This window comes from Proteiniborus sp. MB09-C3 (assembly GCF_030263895.1).
Taxonomy (GTDB): domain Bacteria; phylum Bacillota; class Clostridia; order Tissierellales; family Proteiniboraceae; genus Proteiniborus.
Genome location: NZ_CP127161.1, coordinates 1,392,222 through 1,412,427 on the forward strand (window position 1 = coordinate 1,392,222; position 20,206 = coordinate 1,412,427).

Annotated in this window: 23 protein-coding genes; 20 read left to right on the top strand and 3 right to left on the bottom strand. The window is 33.9% G+C overall.

Going from position 1 to position 20,206, the window contains the following annotated elements; genetic code table 11:
- The first annotated feature begins 341 nt into the window (after window positions 1-341).
- The 4 genes from pdhA to lpdA are packed head-to-tail and all read left to right on the top strand — an operon-like array spanning window position 342 to window position 5,139.
- Window positions 342-1,427 (top strand): pyruvate dehydrogenase (acetyl-transferring) E1 component subunit alpha, encoded by a 1,086-nt coding sequence (gene pdhA, locus QO263_RS06715; RefSeq protein ID WP_285627934.1) that lies wholly within the window; start codon window positions 342-344, stop codon window positions 1,425-1,427.
- Entirely contained in the window at window positions 1,427-2,404 is a 978-nt protein-coding gene (locus QO263_RS06720; protein WP_285627937.1) for an alpha-ketoacid dehydrogenase subunit beta, read from the top strand. The genes pdhA and QO263_RS06720 overlap by 1 nt, the downstream gene beginning before the upstream one ends.
- 13 nt (window positions 2,405-2,417) lie before the next feature.
- Complete coding sequence (locus QO263_RS06725; protein WP_285627939.1) at window positions 2,418-3,743, top strand: dihydrolipoamide acetyltransferase family protein; 1,326 nt, start codon at window positions 2,418-2,420, stop codon at window positions 3,741-3,743.
- A 13-nt stretch (window positions 3,744-3,756) separates the two neighbouring features.
- Entirely contained in the window at window positions 3,757-5,139 is a 1,383-nt protein-coding gene (lpdA, locus tag QO263_RS06730) for a dihydrolipoyl dehydrogenase (protein ID WP_285627941.1), read from the top strand.
- A gap of 60 nt (window positions 5,140-5,199) precedes the next feature.
- On the opposite strand, the gene QO263_RS06735 is transcribed toward lpdA, so the two are convergent.
- The gene (locus tag QO263_RS06735) at window positions 5,200-5,442 is read right to left on the bottom strand and encodes a DUF2249 domain-containing protein (RefSeq protein WP_285627943.1); all 243 of its coding nucleotides are present in this window, start codon (window positions 5,440-5,442) and stop codon (window positions 5,200-5,202) included.
- A 248-nt stretch (window positions 5,443-5,690) separates the two neighbouring features.
- Here QO263_RS06735 and QO263_RS06740 point away from each other — a divergent pair, with 248 nt between their 5' ends.
- From QO263_RS06740 to QO263_RS06770, 7 genes are all read left to right on the top strand, one after another.
- A complete protein-coding gene (locus QO263_RS06740; protein WP_285627945.1) occupies window positions 5,691-6,389 on the top strand; it encodes a DUF1538 domain-containing protein in 699 nt (232 codons plus the stop codon).
- Window positions 6,390-6,404: 15 nt separating this feature from the next.
- Window positions 6,405-6,740 carry a P-II family nitrogen regulator gene (locus QO263_RS06745; RefSeq protein WP_285627948.1) on the top strand — a complete coding sequence of 112 codons (336 nt, stop codon included), beginning with the start codon at window positions 6,405-6,407 and terminating at the stop codon, window positions 6,738-6,740.
- A gap of 134 nt (window positions 6,741-6,874) precedes the next feature.
- Window positions 6,875-7,081 (top strand): helix-turn-helix domain-containing protein, encoded by a 207-nt coding sequence (locus QO263_RS06750; RefSeq protein WP_285627950.1) that lies wholly within the window; start codon window positions 6,875-6,877, stop codon window positions 7,079-7,081.
- The gene (locus QO263_RS06755; RefSeq protein WP_285627953.1) at window positions 7,059-7,751 is read left to right on the top strand and encodes a response regulator transcription factor; all 693 of its coding nucleotides are present in this window, start codon (window positions 7,059-7,061) and stop codon (window positions 7,749-7,751) included. Before QO263_RS06750 ends, QO263_RS06755 begins: the two co-directional genes overlap by 23 nt.
- Window positions 7,748-8,638 (top strand): sensor histidine kinase, encoded by an 891-nt coding sequence (locus tag QO263_RS06760; protein WP_285627956.1) that lies wholly within the window; start codon window positions 7,748-7,750, stop codon window positions 8,636-8,638. The genes QO263_RS06755 and QO263_RS06760 overlap by 4 nt, the downstream gene beginning before the upstream one ends.
- 78 nt (window positions 8,639-8,716) lie before the next feature.
- Window positions 8,717-9,640: an ABC transporter ATP-binding protein gene (locus QO263_RS06765; protein WP_285627959.1), complete on the top strand. Its 924-nt coding sequence runs from the start codon at window positions 8,717-8,719 to the stop codon at window positions 9,638-9,640.
- A gap of 1 nt (window position 9,641) precedes the next feature.
- Window positions 9,642-10,382, top strand: coding sequence for an ABC transporter permease (locus QO263_RS06770; RefSeq protein WP_285629228.1), 741 nt, complete (start codon window positions 9,642-9,644; stop codon window positions 10,380-10,382).
- A gap of 111 nt (window positions 10,383-10,493) precedes the next feature.
- On the opposite strand, the gene QO263_RS06775 is transcribed toward QO263_RS06770, so the two are convergent.
- Entirely contained in the window at window positions 10,494-10,844 is a 351-nt protein-coding gene (locus tag QO263_RS06775) for a helix-turn-helix domain-containing protein (RefSeq protein ID WP_285627963.1), read from the bottom strand.
- Between the two features lie 198 nt (window positions 10,845-11,042).
- Here QO263_RS06775 and QO263_RS06780 point away from each other — a divergent pair, with 198 nt between their 5' ends.
- From QO263_RS06780 to QO263_RS06795, 4 genes are read left to right on the top strand one after another with little or no spacing between them, the layout of a single operon-like run.
- Window positions 11,043-11,990 (top strand): ABC transporter permease, encoded by a 948-nt coding sequence (locus QO263_RS06780; RefSeq protein ID WP_285627965.1) that lies wholly within the window; start codon window positions 11,043-11,045, stop codon window positions 11,988-11,990.
- The gene (locus QO263_RS06785; protein ID WP_285627966.1) at window positions 11,990-12,940 is read left to right on the top strand and encodes an iron chelate uptake ABC transporter family permease subunit; all 951 of its coding nucleotides are present in this window, start codon (window positions 11,990-11,992) and stop codon (window positions 12,938-12,940) included. The genes QO263_RS06780 and QO263_RS06785 overlap by 1 nt, the downstream gene beginning before the upstream one ends.
- The gene (locus tag QO263_RS06790) at window positions 12,937-13,695 is read left to right on the top strand and encodes an iron ABC transporter ATP-binding protein (RefSeq protein ID WP_285627968.1); all 759 of its coding nucleotides are present in this window, start codon (window positions 12,937-12,939) and stop codon (window positions 13,693-13,695) included. The genes QO263_RS06785 and QO263_RS06790 overlap by 4 nt, the downstream gene beginning before the upstream one ends.
- Window positions 13,696-13,743: 48 nt before the next feature.
- Window positions 13,744-14,730, top strand: coding sequence for a siderophore ABC transporter substrate-binding protein (locus QO263_RS06795; RefSeq protein WP_285627970.1), 987 nt, complete (start codon window positions 13,744-13,746; stop codon window positions 14,728-14,730).
- A 241-nt stretch (window positions 14,731-14,971) separates the two neighbouring features.
- Here QO263_RS06795 and lplA read toward each other — a convergent pair whose 3' ends face one another.
- Window positions 14,972-15,964 carry a lipoate--protein ligase gene (gene lplA / locus QO263_RS06800; protein ID WP_285627971.1) on the bottom strand — a complete coding sequence of 331 codons (993 nt, stop codon included), beginning with the start codon at window positions 15,962-15,964 and terminating at the stop codon, window positions 14,972-14,974.
- A 199-nt stretch (window positions 15,965-16,163) separates the two neighbouring features.
- On the opposite strand from lplA, the gene QO263_RS06805 reads away from it, so the two are divergent.
- From QO263_RS06805 to QO263_RS06825, 5 genes are all read left to right on the top strand, one after another.
- Window positions 16,164-16,475, top strand: a complete 312-nt coding sequence (locus tag QO263_RS06805) for a LysO family transporter (protein ID WP_285627974.1) — start codon at window positions 16,164-16,166, stop codon at window positions 16,473-16,475.
- On the top strand, window positions 16,465-17,058 hold the full coding sequence (locus QO263_RS06810; protein ID WP_285627976.1) for a LysO family transporter: 594 nt from the start codon (window positions 16,465-16,467) through the stop codon (window positions 17,056-17,058). The genes QO263_RS06805 and QO263_RS06810 overlap by 11 nt, the downstream gene beginning before the upstream one ends.
- A gap of 661 nt (window positions 17,059-17,719) precedes the next feature.
- On the top strand, window positions 17,720-18,385 hold the full coding sequence (locus QO263_RS06815) for a class I SAM-dependent methyltransferase (RefSeq protein ID WP_285627978.1): 666 nt from the start codon (window positions 17,720-17,722) through the stop codon (window positions 18,383-18,385).
- The gene (locus tag QO263_RS06820; protein WP_285627980.1) at window positions 18,382-19,401 is read left to right on the top strand and encodes a FecCD family ABC transporter permease; all 1,020 of its coding nucleotides are present in this window, start codon (window positions 18,382-18,384) and stop codon (window positions 19,399-19,401) included. The genes QO263_RS06815 and QO263_RS06820 overlap by 4 nt, the downstream gene beginning before the upstream one ends.
- Entirely contained in the window at window positions 19,401-20,204 is an 804-nt protein-coding gene (locus QO263_RS06825; RefSeq protein ID WP_285627982.1) for an ABC transporter ATP-binding protein, read from the top strand. Before QO263_RS06820 ends, QO263_RS06825 begins: the two co-directional genes overlap by 1 nt.
- The last annotated feature ends 2 nt before the right edge of the window (window positions 20,205-20,206 follow it).

Genomic DNA, 20,206 nt, shown 5'->3' on the forward strand with positions numbered 1-20,206 from the left:
CTTTTTTAGTGCAATTTTGAACGTAAGTGAAGAATTTTGTTTGGCTACTATATAAGTGACTAGTATAAATCATAGTTTTGTAACACAAAATTGATCCTAATGGACACTCTTAATTCCAGAAGCAAAATCAAGGCTAGTGTAATTATAGCACTCAGAAACTTGTTTTCGAGCTTATTTAATTTCTTTCATAAATCGGGTTAGGTCATAATGATAATAACTTAACTATAGTTTTATTTCCAAAAGATAGGGTAATATTAAAATAGGTAAATAAAACTATTTAGTTTTCATAATACAGAAAATAGAGTTAAGGTAGTTATTCAAGTAGAAGGAGGATTGTTTAAATGCTTATAGACAGATATGATCCGTTAGAAGAAGAAATGCTTAATATACTAGATAAGAATGGAAAAATAGTAGACCCAAATTTAGAACCTTTTATTGAGAATGATAATCTATTGAAGATGTATCAGACGATGCTTCTTGCAAAAGTAGCTGATATAAAAGCACTTCAATATCAACGTCAAGGTAGAATGCTGACATATGCACCTAATAGAGGTCAAGAGGCCGCGCAAGTAGGCTCAATTGCAGCTACTGATAAAAATGATTGGTTGGTTCCTGCATTTAGAGAATTAGGAGCATGGCTATATAAAGGTGTATCTTTAGAGCAGGTGTTTCTATATTGGTACGGAAATGAAATGGGAAGTAAATTTCCTGAGGATGTAAAAATGCTTCCTGTATCAGTTCCCATAGCTTCACAGCTTAATCATGCTGTTGGCATTGCAATGGCATCTAAAATAAAAAGGGAGAAGGATGTAGCTATTGCATATGTTGGAGATGGAGGGACTTCTCAGGGAGAATTCCATGAAGCAGTTAACTTTGCTGCTGTATTTAATGCACCTGTAGTATTTTTAATCCAGAATAATCAATGGGCTATATCAGTGCCTAGAAGTGTACAGACAAAATCAAAAACACTTGCACAAAAAGCATTGGCTTATGGAATACCTGGAATTCAGGTAGATGGTAATGATGTATTGGCAGTATATGCAGCAACTAAGGAAGCTGTAGAAAGAGCAAGAAATGGAGAAGGACCTACAATTATTGAAGCAGTAACCTATAGACTAGGACCTCATACTACATCAGATGATCCGACAATATATCGTGATGTCAGTGAAGTCACAGAATGGGAGAAGAAGGATCCAATTGACAGATTCAAAAAATATTTAATAGACAAAGGCTTATGGAGTGAAGATAAAGATAAGAGCAAATACGAGGAGTACGAAAACTATGTTGGTGAGACCTTTAAAAAAGTCGAAGGCTCAGGATTTGTTCCGTTAGAGGATATATTTAAATACACTTATGCTGAAATGACTCCAAATTTAATTGAGCAATATGAAGAATATAAGAAGCATATTGGAGAGGAGGGAGCATAATGGCTCTATTAAATAATATAGGTGCATTAACACATGCTTTAGATAAAGAGATGGAAAGGGATAGCTCTATTATAGTATATGGTGAAGACGTAGGTTACGAGGGTGGAGTTTTCAGAGCTACAGTTGGATTACAAGAAAAGTATGGCAAGGATAGATGCTTCGACACACCACTATCAGAGGCTGCCATAGTAGGTACAGCAATAGGAGCAGCTATAAATGGTTTAAAGCCTGTTGTAGAGATACAGTTTTCAGGCTTTGTACTTCCAGCAGTTAACCAAATACTTGCACATGCAGCAAGAATGAGAAATAGAAGTAGAGGAAAATATAATCTTCCTATGGTAATAAGAATGCCTTATGGTGGTGGAATTAGGGCTCTAGAGCATCATTCAGAAAGTCTTGAAGCAATATTTTCTCATATTCCAGGCCTTAAGGTTGTAATACCTTCGACACCATATGATACAAAAGGCTTATTATTATCTGCCATAAGAGATCCAGACCCAGTAATATTCATGGAGCCAAAGAGAATATACAGGGCATTTAAGCAGGAGGTTCCAGAAGAAGATTATACAGTGCCTATAGGAAAAGCTAAGGTAGTGAAAAAAGGAAGTGACATAACTGTAGTAACTTGGGGAGCATTAGTTAGAGAAGCACAAAAAGCTATAGAAGAGGTAGAAAAAGAAGGAATAAGTGCTGAATTAATAGACCTAAGAACCATATCTCCAATAGACAAAGAAACAATAATAGAGTCAGTGAAAAAGACGGGAAGATTTCTGGTGGTTCACGAAGCAGTAAAATCCTTTGGAGCAGGAGCAGAGCTTATATCAATAGTAAATGAAAAGGCTTTTCTTCACCTTGAGGCACCACCTACAAGGCTTGCTGGATTTGATATTACTGTTCCATTGCCAAGGGGAGAACATCACTTTATAATTGAGCCTAGACAAATAGCTAAAAAGATAAGAGAATTAGTAAAGTTTTAGTGGAGGTGAGTAGATGTTTGAATTCAAATTTGCAGATATTGGAGAGGGAATACACGAGGGAGTACTCTTAAAGTGGTTTGTAAAAGAAGGAGATACAATTAAAGAAGGTGATTCACTTTTTCTTGTAGAAACAGACAAGGTGAATGCAGAGATACCATCTCCAGTTGATGGCAAGATAGATAAGCTTTTAGCAGAAGTAGGAGATACAATCCATGTAGGAAACACAGTGGTTATAATAGACGATGGAAGCGGAGCTGGTGACATAACCCGTGGCATAGAGATAAAGCAAGAGCCTTTAAGTGAAGAAGAAAAAGGTGCAGGAGTAGTCGGTGAAATTGAAATATCCTCTGAAGTTATAGAAAGCAGTGATGAAGGAAAACAGGAAGAAAAAGAAATGAAAACTAAGGTTTTAGCAACTCCTGTAGCTAGAAAACTGGCTAAGGATTTAGGAATAGATATAAATCTAGTAAAGGGTACAGGACCTGCCGGCAGGGTAATGAAAGAAGATCTTCATGAATATAAGAAAAAAAATGAGGGCATTATAGAGTCGAAGTATATAAAAGAAACTAACGTATTTGCTCAGCCATTAGGAGATACTTTCCTGAAACCAGAGATTAAACGTGAAGAAATAAAGATCTATGGAGAAGTAGAGAGAGTACCAATATCGAGAGTTAGAAAGACCATATCAGAGAATATGGTACTATCTAAATCTGTAATTCCTCATACCTCAGTTATGGATGATTTTGATGTAACCGAACTAGTTAAATTGAGGACGGAGCAAAAAAACATGGCTAAGGAGAAGGGCATTAGTTTAACCTATATGCCATTCATTATCAAGGCCTTAACTATTGCTCTGAGGGAATTTCCTGTATTTAATTCCAGTTTTGATAATATTAAGGATGAAATTATCTATAAAAAGTACTATAATATTGGTATAGCAACAGACACGCCAGATGGGTTAATGGTTCCTGTTATTAAGGAAGTTGACAATAAGGGAATTCTAGAAATAGGAAAAGATATTGAGACTATTGTAGAAAAGGCTAGGACTAAAACCATAAGCCTAGAAGAGTTGTATGGAGGAACCTTCACAATAACTAATTATGGTGCATTAGGTTCATCTTATGGAGTCCCTGTAATTAGGTATCCCGAGGTGGCAATACTAGGTATAGGTAAGATAGATAAAAAGCCTGTAGTGTTAAATGATGAAATAGTCATCAGACATATGATGCCTGTATCATTGAGTATTGACCATAGAATCATTGACGGAGGAGATGCAGGAAGGTTTTTACTAAGACTTAAGGAGCTTTTAGGTAACCCCATGTTGCTGTTATTAAGCTAGAGGAGGTCAAAGGATGAAACAATATGACATTTTGGTTCTTGGAGCAGGTCCAGGAGGATATGTGGCTGCAATAAAAGCAGCTCAGATGGGTGCAAAGACAGCAGTAGTTGAAGCTGGAGAATTGGGAGGAGTTTGCCTAAATGTAGGATGTATACCAACGAAAACACTGCTTAAGAGTGCGAAGGTATACGAGAGCATAATGAACGCAGAAAAGTATGGTATTGATATTAAAGACAAAAACTCAGTAGCAATTAATCTAGATGCAATGGTTAAGAGAAAAAATCAGGCAGTGAGAAGACTTACAAGCGGAGTCAAAATGCTTCTAGAAAAAAATGGAGTAGATATTTATAAAGGCTTTGGAGAGGTAGTTGATAAAAATACTATCAAAGTAAATGATGAAATATTGAATACTAAAAATCTAATCATTGCAACAGGCTCATCTCCTATGATTCCTGATATAGAAGGAATAAAAGAATCCTTCGAGCAGGGTTATGCTGTTACTAGTACAGAAGTTCTTGATCCCAAAGAGCTTCCAGAACATTTAATTGTAGTTGGTGCAGGAACTATTAGTATTGAATTTGCAACGCTTTATAACGCACTAGGCAGCAAGGTTACTATACTTCAACGTTCTCCAAGAATATTGTCGGGAATAGACAAAGACTTAAGTGAAGCAATGGCCAAGGTTCTAACTAAAAAAGGCGTAAAAATAATTTATGGAGTAAAGCATAAAAAATTTGAAGGCAACAAGATTATAGTAGAAGTAAATGGAGAAGAAAAGACTTTTGAAGGAGATAAGATATTAGTTAGCTTAGGCAGAACTCCAAATCTAAAAGGTCTTGAAAAGCTAAACCTAGAAACAGACAGAAAAGGTATAATTACAGATGAAAGGCTGCGTACCAACATTGAAGGAGTATATGCAATAGGAGATATAAACGGAAAGCATCTACTAGCTCATGTTGCTTCTGCCGAAGGAATAATAGCAGTTGAAAACATAATGGGTAAGGATAGTAAAATGAGCTATGACAGAATACCTTCATGTATTTACAGCTTCCCAGAAATAGCAACTGTAGGTATGACAGAGGATGAGGCAAGGGAAAAAGGTTATGATATTATAGTAGGCACATTCCCACTAAGTGCAAATGGTAAGGCTTTAGCAGAAGGGGACAGAGACGGATTTGTGAAGATAGTTGCAAACAAAGAATACGGGGAAATCCTAGGAGTCCACATGATGGCTTCCACAGCTACAGATATGATAGCGGAGGGAGTAATGACTATGGAGCTAGAAGGAACTCTAGAAGACATAGCAAGAGGAATACATCCTCATCCAACCCTTTCGGAAACAGTTATGGAAGCAGCGCATTTAGCATTAGGCAGTCCTATTCATACATTAAAATAGAATAAATATATTTAAGGTTATAAAAAAATAGGGGCTGTAAGGCCCCTATTTGAGTATGGACTATATAAAGCTTAAGTATCTCTTTTCCACTGATACTTTCCAAAGATCAGGACCTTCCTCCACATATCTCCAGTCAAGCTTAGTTTCTCTTTCTTCATCTAATTTATTGAAGAGATGAGTAGGATCAGTGCTATCTATTAAGAGCATTTTTTCTCCTAAATCTAGAGTATCAAAAGCATCAAATATGGCCTTATGCTTATCATTATGTTCAGAGTTACTAAGGTCTACTGTTTTTACAGGCATAATAATCTCCTTTCTTTCTAGCGCTTTTTATTTATTATGCTCAATATTTTGAAACCTAGTTCATACACTTTATGGCAAAACTTTGCTTTTCAAAGAAGAAGACTAGCTTACTTCAAATCCAGATGCTGGTTTATCTATTTAGCTTTTCTTCATTTGACAATATATTTATATACTGTAAAATATACAGTAGAAGAATGTACAACAAAACAGCATTTTTGAACATAATGGAAAGAAGGGGGCTAACAGAATTGAAAGCAATTGACATTTTTAAGGATTTATGGGACACTACTAAAAGTATTATTCCAATACTAGCAGTGCTAATATTCTTTCAAGTAATTGTACTAAAAAAACCATTGACTAATGTGAAAGAGTTAATTATAGGGTTTATACTCTCTGTAGTAGGACTAAATATATTTCTAAAGGGAATATATCTGAGCATCATACCATTAGGAGATACAGTGGGAGAAAGTCTTGTTAATATTGATAATAAGTATTTTATAATTATAATTGCATTTTTTATAGGATATGCCTCTACTCTAGTAGAGCCTGCATTAAGAGCCATGGCACTTGAGATTGAGGAAGTTTCTATAGGAGTTATACGTAGCAAGATACTGATACATACAGTAGCATTTGGCTTTGGTATAGGAATGGCCATAGGCATATTTAAAATACTTAATAGCATACCTACACCTAAAATTATTATGCCAATACTTGTGATATTAGCAATTTTGGTTTATTTTACACCAAGAGAGTTTGCAGGAATTGCATTTGACGCCGCTACATCTACTACAGGACCTGTAAATGTTCCACTAAATATGGCTATTGCAATAGGACTAACCAGAATAGTAGGTTCAAGCAATGCTTTAGTAGACGGTTTTGGAATTGTAGGCATTATGTCATTAATGCCTATTATGGCAGTACTTACATTAGGTATAATTGTTAAATAAAGGAGGTAGAGCTAGATGCTAAATGTCGTAAGCATTATTGTAATAATTGAAAGAGGAAAAGCAGATTATGTTGTAAAAAAAGCAAAAGAAGCAGGAGCTCAGGGAGCTACTATTCTCTACGGAAGAGGAACCGGTACCCACGAGGCACATAAATTATTTAACATTCACATAGAATCGTCAAAGGAAATAATCATTATTTTATCTGAAAAAGCTAAAGTGAAGCCTATATACGATGCAATAGTAGAGGCGGGAAAGTTAAACGATCCTGGAACGGGTATTATATTTACAGTACCTATAGAAAATCTTTTAGGACTTCGTCATAGAAATGGTATACAAGAGTTAGATCAATAAGAGAAAGCTACTTTTTTGTGACTGCTCAATTACAACCAAGACATAATAACTGATACACTTGTCTATTATGTCTTGGTTTTTGTTTCCTTGTAAAGTTCGTTTAAACGCATTATACTTATAACGGAGGTAACGCTATGTTAGATTACATGAATGTTAAAGAAGCTGCTCACAGGTGGCAGATTACTGAAAGACAGGTACAGAAACTATGTGCCTCTAACCGTATTCCCAGCGCAATTCAAATTAGTCGTATCTGGTTAATTTCAAAGGATGCAAAGAAACCAATTGACGGGAGAACGAAACAGGGAAAGGAGCAAATCAATGTGTCGAATATTGATTATTGATGATGATAAAGATTTATGTAAATTATTAAAAAGGAACTTAGAAAAAGAAGGTTACTCTGTAGGTTTTTGTAATGACGGGGAAACAGGATTAAAAGAAGCACAAGGAGGGAATTACCAGCTTGTTATTTTAGATATTATGCTTCCTAAAAAAAATGGCTACGAAGTGCTTACAGAAATTCGGAAAAGCAGCCATATTCCTATCCTTATGTTGACTGCAAGAGATAGCGAGGGTGATAAAGTGTCTGGATTACGTATGGGTGCAGACGATTATCTAACAAAGCCTTTTAGCAATAGTGAATTTTTAGCCCGTGTTTCATCACTTTTACGCCGCTACATACTATTTGGAAAAAGCAATTCTATTGATAATAAAATCATATTAGGCAACTTATCTATTGATACTTTAAAGCACGAAGTATACAAGGATAATGTGTTAATTGAATTAACAGCGAAAGAATTTGATTTACTCTTATTTTTTGCAAAAAACCAAGGACAAGTTTTTACTAAGAGACAAATTTATAATGCCGTATGGAATGACGAATATGCCTTTGATGATAATAATATCATGGTTCATATTAGAAGACTAAGAAAAAAAATTGAGGATAATCCAGAAGCTCCAACCTATATTTTGACAGTGTGGGGCGTTGGTTATAAGTCTGGTGGTACCATATGATTACATATATTTTACTTTTGTTAATCTTATTATGTATTATTCAATTTGCATATACACGAAACTTGAAGAAACAAGCAGTGGAATGGCTTGAGGATTTGAAAGAAATACGGTCAAATCCACAGCAAAAGATTTTCACAAAAAAATCGGGTATTTTTGCTGATATAACTTTTGAATTGAATAGTATTTTGAAGGAAAATAGAAAGCAACTATTACTATTAGAGAAATCAGATATTGCAAACAAACAGATTTTGACCAACCTATCCCATGATGTTCGCACTCCTTTAGCTTCTTTGATTGGGTATTTAGAAGCATTAGACAACAATAGTGCTGATGATACAAGAGAATATATTCAAATATCATATAAGAAAGCCCTTGCCTTAAAATCATTGATTGATGTACTTTTTGAATGGTGTAAAATAAGTTCTAATGAACAGCAATATCAAATGGATTATTATGATATAAATGAATTGACGCGGGAGTTTATAATTGATTGGCTTCCTTTATTGGAAAAAAAGAAAATTTCTTTCCATGTTAATATACCTGATAATGAATGGCTTGTACTGATTGATAAAGCGGCATATAAAAGGATTATAAATAACCTTATTCAGAATGCTATTTATCATGGGGAATGTTCTAATATTGCAATTCATATTGAAAAAAATGAGGACAAAATCATTACAGCTGTTTTTAACAACGGTTATACTATACCAGAAGATAAATTACCATATATTTTTGATAGACTATACAAATGTGATATTTCACGTTCGGATACTGGAACAGGTTTAGGATTATCAATCACAAAAGAACTAATAGCAGCAATGAAAGGCACAATTAGTGTTGAAAGTGCAGCTGAAACGGGCACAACTTTTACAATTATTTTTTCATAAGTAGTAAGAAAAAAGTAAGATTTGATAAAGTGTGTTGTCATAATTCATTGGTATACTTACCTTAAAGGAGGTTATTTTATGAGTAATTATGTGATTGAAACAAATGATTTAACAAAGCAATACGAGGATCAAATAAGTGTAAATCATTTAAATATTCATGTTCCGCAAGGTAAGATTTATGCACTTTTAGGAAGAAATGGTGCAGGAAAGACAACAACTATGAAAATGATTCTAAACCTAGTAAAACCAACTTCTGGAACGATTACCCTATTTGGAGACGATTACAAAACAAATCAATTAAAGACATATCGAAGAATTGGTGCGATTATTGAAACTCCTAGTTTCTATGAAAATTTAACTGGAAGCGAAAATTTAGAAATTCTCGCAAGACTGCGGGGGCGACATAGAGAAGATAGCGTAACACACGCACTTGAAATTGTTGGGCTAGATAAAGAAACGAAAAAAACCTTTGGAAAATATTCTATGGGTATGAAGCAACGATTAGGAATTGCCGCTGCTATTATGCATGAACCAGAAGTCTTGATATTGGATGAACCAATCAATGGGCTTGACCCTATTGGTATACATGAGATCCGAAATTATCTGTTAAAACTATGTAAGGAAAAGGGAACCACTGTCCTTATATCCAGTCATGTGCTTAGTGAAATTGAACAAATTGCTGATATTATCGGGGTCATGCACCAGGGATATTTACTTGAAGAAACGGATATAGGTGAATTACATAAACGTAATCGCAGATATGCAGAGTATGAAGTTTCTGATGTAAATAAAGCCACATTAGTCTTAGAAAGGCAGTTCCAGATTACCGATTACACAATAGTCGATAATCGTTTTATTCGCCTATTCAGTGAAATAGATAAGTGTGCAGAGATAAATAGCAGTTTTACTCAAAATGATATATCTGTCACAAGATTAAATATTAAAGAGGAGAAACTAGAGGATTATTTCTCCAATTTGATAGGCGGTGGAAAAATTGGTTAATATGATTTATTGCGAATTTTTGAAGCTAAAACGTTCAAAAATATGTATAATTGCTTTAGTAGGAACATTGGGAACTCCATTATTGACAATTATGCATGGAATACAAAATCATTTCGTATACCCCGAAAAGGCTATTTCACTATTTGGTTTATATGACAATGGAATTATGTTTTTGATGTTGTTATTTGGACCACTTGTATTTTCTATTATAGCTGCTTATTTGTTCAGTAGAGAATACGCCGAGAAAACCTTAAAAACCTTATTTGTTGTTCCCATAACTAAAAGAAGATTTTTAGCCAGCAAGTTTATGACCTTATTTCTTTGCCTATTATTTCTAATGATACTTTCATGGGCTGAAATTTTCATTTTGGCTGCTATTTGTAACATAGTATTTGAAATATCGGAATTAAATTTTTTAACAGCTCTTTACTTTCTTTTTAAAATAATATATGGGAGTATATTATTGTATGCAACTATAACACCCTTTGCATTCTTGGCAATATATTCAAAGGGTTTGGTAGCTCCAATTATCGTAGCTTCTATTATTGCATTAGGGAATGTAATATTAACAAATTCTCCAATAGCAGGTTACTTTCCGTGGACAGCCACATATCTATTGCTAAACGGGCGCATACAAAGCTCTGGAAGTACGCCGGGAATAGTTTTTACAATCGTTGGGCTTGTTTGTTTCATAAGTATTTTATCAAGTATATTATATTTCCAAAAAGAAGATATAAAATAGAATTAAATCGAAGCTTTGAAATAAGAGAATAATAATATTGCGCTAATTTTTTACTATTTAATCAATCAAAAATAGTGGCTTAATTTCATGGAGCAAGACTATATTCTTGGATTAGCAAGAAATATTTCTGTATTTAAGAGGTGTAAGACCAGTTATTTTTTTGAAAGACATATTATAATAGTTTTGATTGTTATAGCCTACTGAAAGAGCTATTTCTAATATGGATAGATTTGTATTTGCTAAGAGGTCCTTACTTTTTTCAATTCTAATTTCATTAAGAAACTGTGAATAAGTTTTTCCAGTTTCTTTTTTAAATAAATTGCAAAAATAGCATTTATTTAAACCTAAGTACTTTGATATATTGCTAAGGTTCAGAGAAGTCTTATAGTTGTTCTTAGTATAATCCATGGCCCTTTTTACATGGAAGCTATAAATTTTTTTATTCATATCTTTTTTTCTCACAAAAAATTCTCCTTTTTTCTTTTCTAAATTTACCTAAATATAGTTATAAAAAAACAAATATAGTTAAGATTAAAAAAACCCTAAATGATAAGCTTATACAAATGAAAATGATTATCAAAATTGCAAATTTCATTTATTATATCAAATCCTATTGCCTTATGTCAAATACAAAGGCGGCATAGTAAGAGGAGAGACATCATGAAGAAAAGATATTTAATACCAGCACTAATTATACTATCTATAGCCTCTATATTCATCGGAGTAAAGGAAATATCTTTCCTAGACATATTAAACCTTAGAGATGATAAGATTCAAATACTGCTTCTAAGTAGGCTGCCGAGACTTATTAGTATAATCGCAGCAGGTATAGGTATGAGTATAAGTGGACTCATAATGCAGCAAATAACTCAAAATAAATTTGTATCACCAACTACAGCTGCGACTATAGATTCTGCAAAGCTTGGTATTTTGGTTTCACTAATAATATTTTCTGCTGCAAATACTTTTACAAAGATGATAGTTTCTTTTGTATTTTCACTGGCAGGGAGCTTTTTATTTATGACCATATTAAAAAAGCTAAAATATAAAAACGCAATAATTATACCGCTTTTAGGCATAATGCTTGGAAAGGTCATAGATTCCGTAACAACATTTTTTGCATATAAGTATGATCTTGTACAAAACATATCTTCATGGCTACAGGGCAGCTTTTCTATGGTGATTAAAGGAAGATATGAGCTTCTATATATTAGTATTCCACTTGTTTTTATTGCTTTTATGTATGCAAACAAGTTTACTCTAGCTGGCATGGGTGAAGATTTCTCTACGAACTTAGGTTTAAACTACAATAGTGTTGTAAATATTGGAATTTCTATTGTAGCCTTGATATCATCCATAGTCGTCATTACAGTAGGAAAAATACCTTTTTTGGGTCTTGTAATACCTAATATAGTTACTATGTATCAAGGGGACAATCTAAAGAAAAACATTCTGCCTACAGCTTTATTTGGTGCGGTATTTCTTTTGTTTTGTGATATATTAGGCCGCTTAATAATATATCCTTATGAAATCCCTATTGGATTAACTGTAGGTGTTATAGGAAGTTTAATTTTTCTTTACTTGCTGCTTGTTAGGAGGAATACATAATGAAGTCTAAAAAGAAGATATACTTCCTATCAGCCTTGCTGTTAGTACTGATTGCACTTTTTGTCATCATAGGACTAAACAGTAGAAACTGGGAGTACGCATTGTCTAGACGTATACCAAAGATAATTGCAATCATATTAACAGGAAGTGCTATAGCATTCTCGTCTATGGTATTTCAGACTATAACAAACAATCGAATATTAACCCCTAGTGTACTGGGCTTAGATTCTCTATATATGTTTATACAAACCTTTATAGTATTTGTATTTGGGTCAAGTACCATAGCTAGAGCTGGGGAAAGCTTTAATTTTATTTTAGCTACTGGATGTATGAGCTTATTTTCGATTATCTTGTTTAAATTGCTTTTCAAAAGAGAAGGCAATAATATATTTTTTCTTCTTCTATTAGGTTTAGTCTTTGGAACATTTTTTCAAAGCTTATCATCCTTTATGCAGGTTCTAATAGATCCTAATGAATTTTCTATTGTTCAGAACAGTATGTTTGCAAGCTTTAATAATATAAATACAAAGCTTCTATGGCTTGCAGCATTAGGAATGCTATTGACAATGGGTTATACCTATAAGCATTTAAGAAGCTTGGATGTTTTGTCATTAGGCAGAGAAAATGCCATTAATCTTGGAGTAGAATATGATAAAGTTGTAAAGAAAATGCTCATTGTTATTTCTATTTTAGTATCTATATCTACAGCTTTAGTTGGGCCAATAACCTTTTTAGGGTTATTAGTTGTAAATATTACTCATGAATTCTTAAATACTTATAAGCATAAGTACCTGATTATAGGCTCCATGTTAATTAGTTCTATCACTCTTGTGGGAGGCCAATTAATTGCTGAAAGAATAATGAACTTTAGCACCCCTATAAGTGTAGTGATTAACTTAATTGGAGGACTTTACTTTATATATCTATTATTGAGGGAGGAAAGGCTATGATAGATGTAAAAAATGTAACTAAACAATATGGAAGTAAAAATGTTGTTGATAATGTTAGCGTAAAAATAGAAAAAGGAAAGATAACCTCATTCATTGGTCCTAATGGTGCTGGTAAAAGTACCTTATTATCAATAGTCAGTAGAATAATTGATAAAAATGATGGCAAGGTTTTTATTGAAGGCAAGGAAATTAGTCAGTGGGATAGCAAGGAATTGGCTAAAAAAATATCTATTTTAAAGCAGTCAAACCATATTAATATAAGATTAACTATTAGAGAGCTTGTGAGTTTTGGACGTTTTCCTTATTGTGAAGGAAAGCTTACTGCCGAGGACTGGAAGCATGTAGATAATGCTATAAGCTATATGAAGCTGGAGGACATACAGCATAAGTACTTAGATCAGTTAAGTGGTGGGCAGAGACAGAGGGCTTACATAGCCATGACAATAGCTCAAAATACGGAATACATTCTCTTAGATGAGCCTTTAAATAATTTGGATATGAAGCATTCCGTAGAAATCATGAAAACGCTAAGACGTCTAGTAGATGAGCTTGGAAAAACAGTTGCAATAGTTATACATGATATTAACTTTGCCTCATGTTATTCTGATCATATTGTAGCTTTAAACAATGGCAAAATAGCCAAGGAGGGAGGAGTAAGCGAGATTATAGACGAAGATGTGTTAGAAGAAATATATGAAATGGACTTTAGTGTCAAAAACATAGAAAATAATAGAATCTGTGTTTATTACCATTAAAGGAGCTTCAAAAAAATATAACAACAAAAAAGATAAGAGGTGGAGAAAATGATGAAGAAAAAAGGATTATTTATATCATTACTGTTAATTATAGCTATTTTTATACTTACTGCCTGTGGTACTAAACCGGTAGATACTAACCCAGATAACAATAGTCAAATAGACAAACAAGATGCTTCTAATAATACTGATGATGAAAAGACAGAAATAGTTGTTTCTCATAAGCTAGGAGAAGTTGTAGTAAACAAGAATCCAGAGAGAGTAATAGTTTTTGATTATGCTACTCTAGACTCATTAGATGAAATGGGAGTTGAAATAATCGGTCTCCCAAAATCTAATATACCTACATTTCTTGAAAAATTTAATGATGAGAAATATGAAGATGTAGGAACATTATTCGAGCCTAATTTTGAAAAGATATTTGAGCTTAAACCAGATGTAATATTTGTCTCAGCAAGGCAGGCAGAAGTATATGAAGAGCTTGCTAAAATTGCTCCAACTGTATTTCTAGAAGTAGATGGTGCCGATTATATGGTGTCAGTTACTAAAAATCTTAAGATTTTAGGGGAGATATTTGGTAAAGAAAAATTTGTAGAAGAAGAGCTTGCGAGCCTCAACAAGTCAATTGAAGATTTAAATAAAAAAGCAATTGAAAGTGGAAAGAATGCATTAATTATCATGGCTAATGATGGAAATATCAGTGCATTTGGAGAAGGCTCTAGATTTGGCATTATACACGGAGATTTTGGTATTGCTCCAGTGGATAAGGACATTCCGTTGGTTAATCACGGAAATAGTATTACATTTGAGTATATTTTGGAGAAGAATCCAGATTATATATTCATTATAGATAGGGCAGCAATTACTGGAGGAAGTGTGACAGCAGAGCAGATTTTTGATAATGAAATTGTAAAACAGACAGAGGCCTATAAAAATGATAAAATAATATATCTGAATGCTCAGGTATGGTATGTAGCTTCAGGAGGGTTAACAGGAACAAGGATAATGATAGAGGATATAAACTCTGGACTATAGAAGTATGTAAAACATAATAAAAGACTGTTGCACAGCGAGGCCATTGAAAAAGTCCTTTTTGTCATCCTGAGCATCAGCGAAGGATCTTTCATGCATTGAAAACATAAGATTCTTCGACTGCGTCTCAGAATGACAAACAAAAAAACAGACTTTTTCAGTGTTCATTGCACATCCGACTATTTTGTCAGATGAATGTGCAGCAGTCTTTTTATTTAACTATGCTTACTCAATTTAACTATATTTACTCAAAAAACATACAATCAATAAAATCATCAATAGTTATTCCGTAAAAATAATCTTCAAAGCTTGCAGAATTAAGTATATCTCTTACAGAATCCTCTTTGAAGCTAGTTCCAATTAAGAGTTTTTCTAATTCTGATTTATCCTTTTTACCAAAGAAATCACCAAAAATTTTACATTCTTTAATAATTCCATTTTGAATATTAAGTCTTATATCTAAGCCGCCACCTGCATACCTTTTAGATTTTTGAAGGTCAAAATTAGGAGATTCACCATAAACCCACTCCCAAGTACTATATTTTTCATCCTTCATTTTATTTATAGCAGCAATATCTTCGTCTGTTAGAACATATTCTTTATTTTCGTCACTAGCACTAAGTATGAATTTAGAAAGTGCTTCTTTAAATTCATCAGGACTCATTTTACTAGGCAAGTATTCATAAACATTTGCTACTCTGCTTCTAACAGATTTTATTCCTTTTGATTCTATTTTATCCAGCTTTACATTCAGCACATCTTTAAGTATATTCAGATCAGTATTGAACAATATAGCTCCATGATGAAGCATTCTATCCTTAAAATAGTATTGAGCAGTGCCAGAAACCTTTTTACCATCTATAGTGATATCATTTCTTCCTGAAAATTCTGCCTTAACACCAAGCTTATCTAGGAGATCAATAACTGGCTGAGTAAATTTTCTAAAGTTATTAGCGCTATCGCCTTCACTGGAAGTGATAAAGGTATAGTTTACATTTCCGTGATCATGGTAAACAGCTCCACCGCCAGACATTCTTCTTACTACGTTGATATTATGCTCCTTAATAAATTTACTATTTATTTCTTCAATAGTATTTTGATTTCTTCCGATAACCACAGTTGGCTCATTTATCCATAATATTATGATGTCATCCCTAAAATTTAAATTCTTAAGGGCATATTCTTCTAATGCAAGATTAAAGTATGGATTATTAGATTCATTTTTAATATATAACATTTTTTCACGTCCTTTTGATTACTTTAACATACACATAATAATATACCCTAAAAATGCAAGGTTGAAAAGGTTTAGTAAATAAAAATGATATATAAACCTATAAGATTTAAGTAGAACTAATTTTATCAGTTAACTTATTGACCATATATAGATACTAATGATAATCTAATTCTATAAGAAAAAAGAAAGGGGAAAATTGATGAATGTTAGATTACTATTGTATTTAGGAATTTTGATTATTGGTGGATTTTTTGGATATAAGGATTATGGTGGGAAAAGGCTTGATTCGAAGCTTGGCACTATCCAGACTATATGTCTTTTATTTTTACTTTTTATTATGGGACTTAGGATGGGATTAGATGAAAAAGTAATCTCCTCATTTTTTGAATTAGGATTTCAGGCTTTAGTGATTTCTATTTTTACTATTACATTTAGTGTCTTATTAGTGAAGCTAGTTAAGGGGTTTGTACTGAAAAATATACATCAAGGGGAGCAGAAGAATGAGCTTTAAGATTATATTGGCAGTAGCAGCAGGCGTAGGAGCAGGATATTTTATACTGCCTAGTGAAGTGCTACAATATACAGATTATATTTTAGATATAGGATTGTGTTTGTTATTATTTTTTGTTGGTATTGATATAGGAAAAAACAAGGATGTTTTTAATAAAATAAGAAGGATTGGATTTAGAGTACTTTTAGTTCCTGCAATGATTATAGTAGGAAGCATATTTGGAAGTATTCTGGCAGGATTTCTATTAGGTATGCCAGCAAATGAAGCTGGAGCAGTGGGAGCAGGCTTAGGCTGGTACTCCTTATCTTCAATGATGCTGGCCACATATTCATCAAAGCTTAGTGCACTTGCCTTTATATCAAATGTAACTAGGGAGATTATAGCGCTGCTAACAATACCCTTTATAGCAAAATATATAGGCGATATTGAAAGCATAGCTCCAGCAGGAGCCACATCAATGGATACATCACTGCCACTAATAGCAAAGTCTACAAATCCACAAACTGCAATAATAGCATTTGTTAGTGGAGTAATATTGTCTACTTCTGTGCCAATTTTGGTGTCTGCTATTATTAGAATTTAATGAGTATATCAATACCGCCGCTTCGGTTTTTAGATATTTCTCGATTGGCCTTTAGATTAAGTATCAAAAAAAGAGAGAGAGTTATTCCAAGGCCACTGAAAAAGTTCTCTTTTGTCATACTGAGAGTTAACGAAGGATCTCTCATGTATTGAAAACATACATCTTCAATTACACTTCAGAATGACAAGCAAGAAAATTAAAGTTTTTCAGTGGCTTCAGTTATCCCCTATTAATTTTTATTAGGCAAACAAAGTCAAGATACAAGTGCTTGACTATGAAAGCAGGTTATCAAGGCTAAGAAGATAAAGTTTGGAAATTAACTTATCTAAACTAGCCAACCTGCTTCTTTATATTTTTTGATAGAGTAAAAATTAAAGTTTGAGATTATTTTAATAATCCTTATGGAGTTGTCAATCATCTAACATAATAGAATCTCCAAAAACAAGTTAACATTAGTATTCTTTATTAAGGAAAGTGCGTTTGAAATTAATATTTAGGATGTGATAAAACAGGCAGATGTATTCAAAGAATTTTAGAACATTGATAAAAAATCTACTATATATAACGGTTATCCTTGAAAAAATATAACGGAAGAAGTATAATGAAAGAAGCATAAGCAAAGCATAACAATACAAAAGATTAGCAAAGGAGGACAAAGGTATTGGACTACACTGATTTTGATAAAGCCAGTCAATCACCTTGGAACAGGGCAATGTATGATGATATTGTAAAGACACTTGTTGCTCGATGTGAGACTATAGATAAAAGTCTATTTACAAGGGACAACCCTGCGGTTTTAGATATTGGAAGTGGGCCAGGAGGCTTAAGCCTCGCTTTTTTAAGAAAAATACCCTTAAAAGAAATATCTCTTTTGGACCTTAGAGAGGATGGTCTTGAAAAAGCCAAGGAGAGAATCCATAAGGAGCATCCAAATACCCAAGTACATATTATTAAGGCGGATATTCATGAAATTCCCCTAAAAGAGAGTTCCTACGACCTTATTATAAGCCGAGGATCCATTCGATTTTGGGAAAACCAGGAAGAAGCATTAAAAGAAATTCGCCGAATTCTCAAGCCCGATGGAATAGCATATATAGGAGGAGGACGAGGCTCTGCAGCTTTTCAGGAAAGGAGACTTAAGGAGGATAATGAATGGTTTCCTGACAATTATAACATGGATCCTTCAAGTATAAAGAAAATACCCTCGAAGAAGCTTGAAGATTGGGAGTATGAAAGATTATTTGAAGCCTACGGAGATTCCTATGAAATATATAGCCATTTAGGTGATGGTCATTGGATACTCTGGAAAAAAGGAGAAAGGCTATGAGGCTAAAGCATCAGGAATTTTTCAAGAGCCACTGGCCCTTACTTATACCTATTCCCATACTTCTAGGACTTATATCTTTTACACTTGGACGCTATCCTATTGGACTAGATGATTTATTAAAAACTATCTATTGGTACATAAATGATCCAACTCAAATTATAGATCCCAATATGAGCACCGTCCTTTTTGAAATAAGGATACCAAGAGTGATAGTAGTCATAATGGTAGGTGCAGGCATTAGTATGGCAGGCTCAGCTTATCAGGGTATGTTCCGAAACCCCTTAGTTTCTCCAGATATTTTAGGAGCCACAGCAGGAGCAAGCTTTGGAGCAGCAATGGGCATAATAGCTCAGCAGCCTATTTCCGTTATTCAATTATATGCTTTTGTAGGAGGACTATTATCTGTTTTTTTAGCTACCCGCTTTGAGAAAATGGTGAAATACGATCCTATATTGGCCCTTGTACTTGGAGGAATGCTGGTGAAGGCTCTTTTTAATGCAGGTCTTTCCATCATCAAATATCTATCAGATCCAGAGCAAACCTTACCAGCTATTACATTTTGGCTTATGGGAACATTTACTGATGTGATACCTTCCCATATGATTCAGGTAGGAATTCCTTTGGTTATTTCAGGTATCTTTTTATTTGTTAACCGACAACGGTTAAATGTTGCTTCCTTTGGCGAAGAGGAAGCAAGGGCTATGGGTATCAATACAAAAAGAGTTCGTTTGGAGGTCATTGGAGCTTGTACCTTAATCACAGCTTCTAGTGTCTCCATTTGTGGGCAAATTGGATGGATAGGCTTAATCGTTCCTCATTTAGCAAGATCCCTAACAGGGCCTAATTATAGGGCATTGATACCAGTTTCAGCTCTTATTGGCAGCAGCTTTTTACTGATTTGCGATACTATCTGTCGTAATGCCTTTGCTGTAGAGCTGCCCATAGGACTTCTGACTTCTATACTGGGAATTCCCTTCTTTGTCATCATTTTTAAACAAAAGGCAGGGAGGGCATAATGGAAAAGTTAATTGTAGAAAATATTGTCTCTGGATATGGAAAAGGGACAGATATTGTAAAAGAAGTATCCTTGGAATTAGAAAGAGGAAGCTTTGCCTGTATTTTAGGTGCTAATGGCTGTGGGAAAACTACTCTTTTAAAAACTATTCTTGGCCTTATTCCTGCAAGAAAAGGTCTTGTAAGCTGTGGTGGCGTGAATATTTTAGGACTTAAGGAGCCAGAAAGGGCTAAATATATCGCCTATATTCCACAAGCTCATAGTTCACCATTTCCTTTCACAGTAGAGGATGTGGTGAGAATGGGAAGAACTCCGCATTTAGGGCAGCTCTCAATGGAAAAAAAAGAGGATATAGAAATAGCAAATACATGTATGGAGCAGGTTGGTATTCTACATTTAGCAAAAATACCCTATACTCAGCTTTCAGGAGGACAGCAACAGCTAGTAATCATAGCTAGGGCACTTGCTCAGGAATCAAGCTTTCTAGTCATGGACGAGCCTTGTTCCAATCTAGACTATAGAAATCAATATCATGTACTTGGTCAGATTAAAGAGCTTTGCGTAACTATGGGTCTTGGAGTGCTAATGGTCACCCATGATCCATCTCATTGTTTTTTTGCAGCACATAGGGTTCTTCTAATGGAAAAAGGAAGGGTCTTAGTCAAAGGAGAGCCCAAAAAGGTCATGACCAAGGAGAACCTAGAAAGGCTTTATGGGCTACCAGTTATAGTAGCTCCCCTCATGGAAGAAGGAGAAGAAAACATGGTGTGCATTCCCCAAAAAAGAAAGACAATCATAAATTAGGA